The organism is Janibacter sp. CFPM2_SD2 (assembly GCF_057364645.1).
On sequence record NZ_JBNFOF010000120.1, the window covers coordinates 1 to 9,478 of the forward strand.

Below are 9,478 nucleotides of genomic sequence, written 5' to 3' on the forward strand. Positions count from 1 at the left end.
TGTGCTCGACCGGGGGGCGGCCGCGTCCCCGGCCGGGGTCGCTCGTCGGCTCCGGGCGCCGGCGGTCGACGAGCCACAGCACGAGCCGCCACCCGACGAGCGTGACGCCGAGGAAGATCTGGCCACGATGACGAAGGGCAGGGCCGTGCCCTGACCGACCATGTCCCGCAGGGCCATCCCGCCGAAGACCGTGGCGATCCAGACGGTCAGGCCGTGCCACCAGCGGGTCGGCCAGGTCTGGCTCGACAGGGCCACGACGGCCCAGCCGAGAGCCAGGCCCACGAGGAAGGGCCAGGCGGTGCTCCACCAGCCGGCCGGGTCGAGCGGCTCGGCGTGGGTACGCCGGCCGATGAGGGTGAAGACCGCGACGACGAGCACGTCGAGACCGGCCGCGAGGGCGGTCCGCCGACCGGGGGACATCAGGGCCTCGTCGCGCTCACGCACCGCGACCGCCCTCGACGAGGTGGCGTCGGATCTCGGTGACGAGCTCGTGGCGTGCCTGCGCCCCGCTGCGTGCCACCCCGGGGAAGCTCGCGAAGCCGTGGGGCAGCCCGAGGTAGTTGGTGACCCGGAGCTCGACGCCCGCGGCTCGTAGCGCCTCGGCGTAGCGGAGCCCGTCGTCGCGGATCGGGTCGAGGTCGGCCGTCTGGACGAGCGCCGGGGCGACCCCGGCGGCGTCGCCGAAGAGCGGGGAGACGATCGGGTCGGCGTAGTCGATCGCGTCGTCGGCCTCGCCGATGTAGAGCGAGCGGAAGGCGATGATCTTGGCCTCGGTGAGGATCGCCCCCTCGGAGTGCTCGCGGATCGAGGGCGAGGCCATCGTCAGGTCGGTGGCCGGGTAGATCAGTGCCTGGTGACGGATGACCGGCTCGCCCGCGGCCGTCCGCAGGTCCCGCAGCTGCTGGGCGACGATCGCCGACAGGTTGCCGCCGGCGGAGTCGCCGCACAGGCCGATGCGGTCGCGGTCGCTCCCGTGGTCGGCGCGCTCGTGGAGCCACCTGACGACGTCGATCGCGTCGTGGGTCGCCGTCGGGGCCCGGTGCTCGGGCGCCATGCGGTAGTCGACGCTCACGACGACGGCGTCGAGCTCGGCCGCCAGGTGGGCGCACAGCGGGTCGTACATCCGCGTCGACCCCTGCACCCAGCCGCCACCGTGGAGGTAGACGAGGAGGGGGCGGTCCTCCCTTCGTCCGTCTGGCGTGTACCAGCGAAGGGGGATGCTCGCGCCGTCGCGCACCGGTGCGCTGCCGTCGTCGATCGTCACGTCCGCGGGGACGCGCCCGGTGATCCACGAGAAGGGGGCGGACGTCGGGTAGACCTTGGCGCGGGCCGCCCGGATGTCCTCGAGCGTCGCGTCGACGATCGAGACCCGACCGATGTTGTCGAGGAAGGTCGTCAGGGTCGCGACGAGCGGCGGCAGGCCGGGGTAGGGGCGCTTCACGGGTGCTCCTCGTGCAGGTGGTGGGCGATCTCCCCGATGAGCTCTTCGAGGGCCGGTGCGGCGGCCGGGGCCAGCCCCGGGAAGGTCTGGTAGCCGTGCGGCGCCCCGCGGTAGGTCGTGTGGCGGACCTCGACCCCGGCCTCCCGCAACGCCTGCGCGTAGGCATCACCGTCAGGACGAAGGGGGTCGACCTCCGCCGTCTGCACGAGCGCCGGCGGCAGGCCGGCGAGATCGCCGAAGGCGGGGGAGACGATCGGGTCGCGGTCGTCGCCCTCCTCGCCGAGGTAGAGACTGCGGAAGGACCGCAGCATGTCGGGCGTGAGCACGGGGTAGCGCTGCGTGAGCAGCTGGAGGTCCTCGGTCTCGCGGTCGGAGAGGTCCGGCGCGGGGTAGACGAGCGCTTGGTGCCGCAGGCCGGCGAAGCCCTCGTCGCGCAGCGTCTGCGCCACGACGGCGGCGAGGTTGCCGCCGGCCGAGTCGCCCGTGACCCCGACGGCATCGGTGCGTGCCCCGATCTCGGCCGCGTGATCGATGGCCCAGCGGGTGGCGTCGAGGCAGTCGTGGGCGGCCAGGGGAGCGCGGTGCTCGGGGGCCATGCGGTAGGCGACGGTCACGACGACGACCTGCGCCTGCGCGGCGATCTGCGTGCACAGCGGGTCGTAGACACCCATGTGGCCGAGGACGAAGCCCCCGCCGTGGAAGTGCATGAGCAGCGGGAGCGGCCCGTCGGCCTCGGGGCGGTGGACCCGGACCTTGATCTCGTGGCCGTCGCGGACGGTGATCCGCTGCGTCTGCGAGGTCACGTCGCGCTCGGGGCGCCCGAAGAACCACGTGTAGGGCGCCCGCATCGGGATGTTGGCGCGCATCCGGGACAGCTGCGCCGCCGTCATCTCCTCGGCCGGGACCCCCTTGCGCGTCAACCAGCCCAGCACCCGCGTCCGCCACGGCATCCACGTCGAAGTCATGGGCTCATTCCAACACGGCCCACTGGGTCTCGAGGCTCCTTCGTCGCACCTCGACCAGCGGGGGTGGCCGTCCTCGACGTCGAAACTCGCTGGTGCCCCGCCGGCCGCTGCACGAGCATGGCCGTCATGGAGCTGGCGACCCCGACCCTGCTGACCGAGCGGCTGCGGCTGCGTCCGGTGGAGGACGAGGACGCCGGCTTCCTCTGGGAGCTGATGTCCTCCCCCTTCGTCCTGCGCTACTGGGACGAGCCGCCGTGGAGCGATCCGTCGCGGGCCCAGGGGTTCGTCGACCGGTCCCGCAGGGCTGCGGCCGAAGGGAGCGGTGCGCGGGTGATGGTGGAGAGGGTGGCGGACGGTGCCCGCCTGGGGTGGTGCGGGCTGAGCAGCTGGGACCCGACCTTCCGCAGCGCGGAGCTGACCCTGTGCTTCGGGGAGACGTCCTGGGGGCACGGCCACGCGACCGAGGCAGCGGCGGCCCTGCTCGACTGGGCCTACGACGCCCTCGACCTCAACCGGGTCCAGGCCATGGCGGACACGCGCAACATCGCCTGCGGGCGGGTCCTGCACAAGCTGGGCTTCGTCCACGAGGGCACGCTCCGGGAGGACTGCGTCGTCGACGGTGTCGTCTCCGACTCGTGGGTCTTCGGGCTGCTCGCGAGGGACCGCACCTAGGGTGGGCCCATGAGCGTGCGGCGGGTCATGGGCATCGAGACGGAGTACGGCATCGCGGTGCCGGGGCAGCCCTGGGCCAACCCCATGACCGCCTCCGGTGTCGTCGTCACGACCTATGCGCGGGCGCACGGGCTGCGGGCAGGGCACGGCGCGTGGGACTACAGCGACGAGCACCCGCTCGTCGACGCGCGCGGCTTCGAGCTGCCGCGGGCGCGGGCCGACATCTCCCAGCTCACCGATGCCGAGGACCCGACCCTGGCCAATGTCGTCCTGGCCAACGGCGCTCGCCTCTACGTCGACCACGCCCACCCCGAGTACTCCTCGCCCGAGGTGACCTCGCCGCGGGATGCCGTCGTGTGGGATCGGGCGGGCGGGCTCGTCATGCGCGAGGTCGTCGAGCGCCTCGCCAACACCCCGCCGGGGATCACGCTCTACAAGAACAACACCGACGGCAAGGGCGCGTCCTACGGCACCCACGAGAACTACCTCGTGGAGCGGTCCGTCCCCTTCGACCGGATCGTGTCGGGGCTGACGCCCTTCTTCGTCGCCCGGCAGGTCATGTGCGGCGCCGGCCGGGTCGGCATCGGCCCGGAGAGCGAGCGCACCGGCTACCAGATCTCCTCCCGCAGCGACTTCTTCGAGGCCGAGGTCGGCCTCGAGACGACCTTCAAGCGGCCGATCATCAACACCCGCGACGAGCCCCATGCCGACCCCGACCGGTGGCGCCGGTTGCACGTGATCATCGGCGACGCGACCCACGCGGACGTGGCCAACCTCGTCAAGGTCGGCTCGACCTCGCTCGTCCTGCGCCTCATCGAGGCCGGTGCGCTCGACCGCGACCTCGCGGTGCTGCACCCGGTGACGGCGCTGCGCACGATCTCGCACGACGCGACCTGCCGGGCCACCGTGCCCCTGCGCGACGGTCGGGAGCTCACGGCCGTGCAGATCCTCACCGAGTACCTCGAGATGGCGAGCGCCTTCGTCGAGCGCGAAGGGAGTGACCCCGCCACCGACGAGGTCCTGCACCACTGGGAGCGACTCGTCGGTCTGCTGGCCGGCGACCCGATGGACGCCGCCCGCGACATCGACTGGGTCGCGAAGCTCGCTCTGCTGCAGCGCTACCGCGAGCGCGACGGGATGGACTGGGGCGATGCCCGACTGAGCGCCATCGACTTCCAGTGGTCCGACGTGCGGCAGGACAAGGGCATCTTCCACAAGCTCGAGGCGGCCGGGCGGATCACCCGTCTGACGACCGACGAGGAGGTGCGCGCCGCGGTGGGGGAGCCGCCCGCGGACACCCGCGCCTGGCTGCGTGGGCGCGTCGTCGAGCACTTCGGCGACGCGGTGGTGTCCGCGTCGTGGGACTCCCTCGTGCTGCGGATGCCCCGCGCGGGCCGCATCGCGCGGGTCCCGCTCACCGACCCGCTCGCCCACGGCCGCGACGCCGTCGAGGAGCTCGTGTCGAGGGGTGACGTCGACGACCTCGTGGCGGGTCTCGGGGCATAGGCTCGGAGGACGACCCGACGCGACAGGAGCACACGATGGCGCAGGAGCAGATCCGACCCCGGTCCAGCGGTGGGGGCGACGACGCCCAGCCCGATGACGGATTCGGCCAGGTGAGCGCGACCAACGCGGCGCGGGACGAGGACATCGACTCCGTGCTCGACGAGATCGACGGCGTCCTGGAGTCCAACGCCGAGGAGTTCGTCAAGGGCTTCGTGCAGAAGGGCGGCCAGTGAGCCGCGACCCCGCGCAGGGCCGCCTGCCCGCCGCCTTCCTCGCGGCCGGCGGGTCGTCCTTCACGGAGTTCGTGGCCCGGCACGACCCGCAGCTGCTGCCCCGGTGGCCGGGCGCGGGGCCGGTCGGAGGCCACCCGATCGAGACGCCCCACGCGACGACGATCGTCACCCTGACCTGCGCCGACGGCCTCGTCATGGCGGGGGACCGTCGCGCCACGCTCGGCAGCCTCATCGCCAACCGCGACATGCGCAAGGTCTTCGCCGCCGACGAGCACTCGCTCGTCGGCATCGCCGGAGCGGCAGGCGTGGCGATCGAGATGGTCCGCCTCTTCCAGGTCGAGCTCGAGCACTACGAAAAGATCGAGGGCGTCGTCATGTCCCTCGAGGGCAAGGCCAACCGGCTCGCCGCGATGCTGCGTGGCAACCTCGGCCTGGCCATGCAGGGCCTGTCGGTCGTGCCCGTCCTCGGTGGCTTCGACCCCGGCCGGGGCAGGGGCGGATCTTCTCCTACGACGTCACCGGTGGCTGCTACGAGGAGCAGGAGCACCACAGCGTCGGCTCCGGCTCGCTCTTCGCCCGGGGTGCGCTCAAGAAGTTGTGGCGCCCGGGCCTCGACCGTGAGGCCGCCGTGCGCGTCGCCCTCGAAGCCCTCTACGACGCGGCCGACGACGACTCCGCGACGGGCGGGCCCGACGTCCACCGCCGCATCTGGCCGGTCGTCGGCGTCGCCGACGCCGCCGGCGTGACCTTCGTCGACGAGGCGGACAGCGAGCGACTCGTCGAGGCGATCCTCGCCGACCGCCGTGGTGAGGCAGGCACCCGATGAGCCAACCCCCCTTCTACGTCTCGCCCGAGCAGGTCATGGCCGACCGGGCCGACTTCGCCCGGGCCGGCATTGCCCGCGGCCGCTCGGTCTGCGTGCTCGGCTACGACGAGGGCATCCTCCTCGTCGCCGACAACCCGAGCAGCCGCTCGCTCAACAAGATCAGCGAGATCTACGACCGGATCGCCTTCGCGGCCGTCGGCAAGTACAACGAGTTCGAAAACCTGCGGGTCGCCGGCATCCGCTACGCCGACCTGCGCGGCTACTCCTACGACCGATCCGACGTCACCGCACGGGCGCTCGCCAATGCCTACGCCCAGACGCTCGGCACCGTCTTCACCCAGGACCAGAAGCCCTACGAGGTCGAGATCGTCGTCGCCGAGGTCGGGCGGCTGCTCGCCGAGGACCGCATCTACCGGCTGACCTACGACGGCTCCGTCACCGACGAGCGCGGCTGGGTCGCCATCGGCGGCGACAGCGACCGGCTCAACGACGAGCTCGGCTCCCGCTGGGTGCCGGGCATGGACCTGCACGACGCCTTCGACCTCGCCCGTGACGTGCTGTCGCTGCGGGACGAAGGGGGCGACCCGGTCGCCCCCGAGGGGCTCGAGATCGCCGTGCTGGAGCGCGGCAGGTCGCGACGCTGCTTCCGCCGGGTGAGCGCCCCCCTTCGCGACGAGAGCTAGCCTGCAGACGTGGAGCGACGCATCTTCGGGATCGAGACCGAGTTCGGCATCACGGCCGTCTCCGACGGCCAGCGACGGCTGACGCCCGACGAGGTGGCGCGCTACCTCTTCCGCAAGGTGGTCACGTGGGGCCGCTCGAGCAATGTCTTCCTGCCCAACGGCTCCCGGCTCTACCTCGACGTCGGCAGCCACCCCGAGTACGCGACCGCCGAGTGCGACGACCTGCTGACCCTCATCGCCCACGACCGGGCGGGGGAGCGGATCGTCCAGGACCTCGTCGTCGACGCCCAGGGGCGGCTGCGCGAGGACGGCGTGGCCGGTGAGATCTTCGTCTTCAAGAACAACGTCGACTCGGCCGGCAGCTCCTACGGCTGCCACGAGAACTTCCTCGTCGCCCGCACGTCCAACTTCGCCGCGGTGACCGACGGGCTGCTGCCCTTCCTCATCACCCGGCAGCTCATCGCCGGGACGGGCAAGCTCATGTCGACGGGGCGGACGACGCAGTTCTCCGTCAGCCAGCGCGCCGACCACATCTGGGAGGGCGTCTCGTCCGCGACGACCCGCTCGCGCCCGATCATCAACACCCGCGACGAACCCCATGCCGACGCCGAGCACTACCGGCGGATGCACGTCATCGTCGGCGACTCGACGATGACCGAGACGACGACCCTGCTCAAGGTGGGCTCGGCGCACCTCGTGCTGCGCATGCTCGAGGACGGCGTCGCGCTGCCGGACATGACCCTCGACAACCCGATCCGGGCGATCCGCGACATCAGCCTCGACCGCCACGGCCGCACCCCGGTCAAGCTCGCCGACGGTCGACGGATGAGCGCCCTCGAGATCCAGGGCGAGTACCTCGCCCGGGCGCAGGACTACGCGCAGCGCGAGGGCATCGACGACCCGGTGAGCCAGCAGGTGCTCGATCTCTGGGAGCGCACCCTCGCCGCCGTCGAGGGCGACGACCTGGCGCAGGTCGGCACCGAGATCGACTGGGTCGTCAAGTACCGCCTGCTCGACGCCTATGCCGCCAAGCACGGCCTCGACATCGACGACCCGCGGCTCGCCCAGATCGACCTCGCCTACCACGACATCGACCCCGACCGGGGGATCCACCACGTGCTGCAGCGCGCGGGCAAGGTCGCTCGCGTCGTCTCCGACGACGACATCGCGCGTGCGGTCGACCTGCCGCCGCAGACGACCCGGGCGAAGCTGCGCGGTGACTTCGTGCGGACTGCCCGGGAGCACGGACGCGACGTGACGGTCGACTGGGTCCACCTGAAGATCAACGACGAGGCCCAGCGCACCGTCCTGTGCAAGGACCCCTTCGCCGCGGTCGACGCGCGGGTCGACACGCTGATCGACCTGCTGACCTCGCGCGGTACCCCCGCGCGGCCCTGAGCGCCACGCGGGGTGCGGTCGGGTCAGCGAGCGCACAGGGAGCGTGGTTAGGGTGAGCCCGATCGTTGTCCCCGAAGCATTGAGGTAGATCGTGCCGAAGGCCCCCCGCCTGACCACTGCCCTCGCGGCGTCCGCCGCCGCCGTCCTCGCCCTGAGCGCCTGCGGAGGCGACTCCAGCGGTGACGCCAAGAGCGACGCGTCGAAGTCCTCGTCCAAGGCTCCGGCGACGACGCGAAGGACGCCAAGGACGTCACCCTCGCCGAGCCGAAGCCGGCTGACGCCAAGGCCGTCGAGGCCATCGCGGTCACCGAGGCGAAGGGCAAGAAGGGCCCGTCGATCAAGCTCGACGACTCGCCGGTCAAGGTCTCGGAGACCACGCGCGACATCCGCACCGAGGGCAAGGGCGAGGACCTCGCCGACGACGCCTACGCCGAGGTCGACCTCGCGATGTTCTCCGGCAAGGACGGCAAGGCCATCGAGGGCTCCGAGACCTACACGAGCTCGCCGATCGTCCTCGACCTGGGCAATGCCCAGGCCCTGCCCGGCCTGATCAAGGCGATCAAGGACCAGAAGATCGGCAGCAGCGGCGTCGCCGTCATGCCGCCCAAGGACCTCTTCGGCTCCAAGGGCATGCCCGAGTACGGCGTCGACGGCAAGGACAGCCTCGTGCTCGTCTACGACGTGCGCGGCCAGCTGCCGGAAGAGGTCGAGGGCAAGCAGAAGACGCTCGGCAAGGACATGCCGGAGGTGAAGTACAACGACGGCAAGCCCGCCGACATCACCATCCCCAAGGGCGCGACGAAGCCGAAGAAGCTCGTCACCGAGACCCTCATCGAGGGCAAGGGCAAGACGATCAAGAAGGGCGACACGGTCTACGTCAGCTACACGGGCGTCACCTGGGACGACGGCAAGGTCTTCGACTCCTCGCTCAAGGACGGCCGCGGGCCCTTCTCCTTCCCGGTCGGTGGCCAGCAGGTCATCCCCGCCTGGGACAAGGCCGTCGAGGGCGCCAAGGTCGGCGACCGGCTGCTCATCGTCGCCCCGCCGAAGGAGGCCTACGGCTCGCAGGCCCAGGGCCCGATCAAGGCCAACTCCACGCTCGTCTTCACCGTCGACGTCCTCGGCGCCCCCTGATCTCCACCCCCTGATCCCCGCCACCCACGACAAGGAGCCCCACATGCCCTTCGACCCCAGCACCACCAAGCCCGAGATCGACTTCCCCGAGGGCGACGCCCCCACCGAGCTCGTCGTCGAGGACATCACCGTCGGCGACGGCGCCGAGGTGACCGCCGGGTCCCCGATCCAGGCGCACTACGTCGGTGTCGCCTTCTCCACGGGCGAGGAATTCGACGCCTCGTGGAACCGCGGCGCCCCGCTCGCCTTCACCGCCGGCATCGGCCAAGTCATCCAGGGCTGGGACCAGGGCCTGCTCGGCATGAAGGAGGGTGGCCGTCGCAAGATCGTCATCCCGCCGCACCTCGGCTACGGCGACCGCGCGCCGGCGCCGCGATCAAGGGCGGCGAGACCCTGATCTTCGTCGTCGACCTCGTGAAGGTCGGCTGACGCCCCCTTCGCCCGCAGCAGGCGCCCATAACCCTGCAGGACCCTAGGGTCCTGCGAGGGTTTTGGTCGTCGTGGAGCAGGGCGGCGGCGTGGCGGCCGGCGAGGGCGGCCGTGACGAAGGGGGTGGGGTCGGCCTCGACGGACCGGCCCACGTCGAGAGGGGCACCGGGGCTCGCCGCGAGGTCGTCGGT

At 71.7% G+C, this 9,478-nt stretch carries 9 protein-coding genes and 2 pseudogenes; 8 read left to right on the plus strand and 3 right to left on the minus strand.

Going from position 1 to position 9,478, the window contains the following annotated elements; all coding sequences use genetic code 11:
- From AC2W7J_RS11700 to AC2W7J_RS11710, 3 genes are all read right to left on the minus strand, one after another.
- On the minus strand, nucleotides 1–444 hold a 444-nt coding region (locus AC2W7J_RS11700), incomplete at its 3' end, for a DUF3054 domain-containing protein (RefSeq protein ID WP_485982582.1).
- Nucleotides 437–1,441 carry an alpha/beta hydrolase gene (locus AC2W7J_RS11705; RefSeq protein WP_485982584.1) on the minus strand — a complete coding sequence of 335 codons (1,005 nt, stop codon included), beginning with the start codon at nucleotides 1,439–1,441 and terminating at the stop codon, nucleotides 437–439. The genes AC2W7J_RS11700 and AC2W7J_RS11705, both read right to left, overlap by 8 nt.
- Nucleotides 1,438–2,406 carry an alpha/beta hydrolase gene (locus AC2W7J_RS11710; RefSeq protein WP_485982586.1) on the minus strand — a complete coding sequence of 323 codons (969 nt, stop codon included), beginning with the start codon at nucleotides 2,404–2,406 and terminating at the stop codon, nucleotides 1,438–1,440. The genes AC2W7J_RS11705 and AC2W7J_RS11710 overlap by 4 nt, the downstream gene beginning before the upstream one ends.
- Nucleotides 2,407–2,532: 126 nt before the next feature.
- On the opposite strand from AC2W7J_RS11710, the gene AC2W7J_RS11715 reads away from it, so the two are divergent.
- The 8 genes and pseudogenes from AC2W7J_RS11715 (at nucleotide 2,533) to AC2W7J_RS11750 (ending at nucleotide 9,287) form a co-directional block, all read left to right on the plus strand.
- On the plus strand, nucleotides 2,533–3,078 hold the full coding sequence (locus AC2W7J_RS11715) for a GNAT family N-acetyltransferase (protein WP_485982588.1): 546 nt from the start codon (nucleotides 2,533–2,535) through the stop codon (nucleotides 3,076–3,078).
- 9 nt (nucleotides 3,079–3,087) lie between these two features.
- On the plus strand, nucleotides 3,088–4,584 hold the full coding sequence (gene dop, locus AC2W7J_RS11720) for a depupylase/deamidase Dop (RefSeq protein WP_485982590.1): 1,497 nt from the start codon (nucleotides 3,088–3,090) through the stop codon (nucleotides 4,582–4,584).
- Nucleotides 4,585–4,619: 35 nt separating this feature from the next.
- Nucleotides 4,620–4,817: a ubiquitin-like protein Pup gene (locus AC2W7J_RS11725; RefSeq protein WP_255183435.1), complete on the plus strand. Its 198-nt coding sequence runs from the start codon at nucleotides 4,620–4,622 to the stop codon at nucleotides 4,815–4,817.
- Nucleotides 4,814–5,643: pseudogene (gene prcB / locus AC2W7J_RS11730) on the plus strand (proteasome subunit beta). Before AC2W7J_RS11725 ends, prcB begins: the two are co-directional and overlap by 4 nt.
- The gene (gene prcA, locus AC2W7J_RS11735) at nucleotides 5,640–6,326 is read left to right on the plus strand and encodes a proteasome subunit alpha (protein WP_485982591.1); all 687 of its coding nucleotides are present in this window, start codon (nucleotides 5,640–5,642) and stop codon (nucleotides 6,324–6,326) included. Before prcB ends, prcA begins: the two are co-directional and overlap by 4 nt.
- Nucleotides 6,327–6,335: 9 nt before the next feature.
- The gene (pafA, locus tag AC2W7J_RS11740; RefSeq protein WP_485982593.1) at nucleotides 6,336–7,724 is read left to right on the plus strand and encodes a Pup--protein ligase; all 1,389 of its coding nucleotides are present in this window, start codon (nucleotides 6,336–6,338) and stop codon (nucleotides 7,722–7,724) included.
- 447 nt (nucleotides 7,725–8,171) lie between these two features.
- On the plus strand, nucleotides 8,172–8,858 hold the full coding sequence (locus AC2W7J_RS11745) for an FKBP-type peptidyl-prolyl cis-trans isomerase (protein ID WP_485982595.1): 687 nt from the start codon (nucleotides 8,172–8,174) through the stop codon (nucleotides 8,856–8,858).
- Between the two features lie 43 nt (nucleotides 8,859–8,901).
- A pseudogene (locus AC2W7J_RS11750) lies at nucleotides 8,902–9,287 on the plus strand (FKBP-type peptidyl-prolyl cis-trans isomerase).
- The last annotated feature ends 191 nt before the right edge of the window (nucleotides 9,288–9,478 follow it).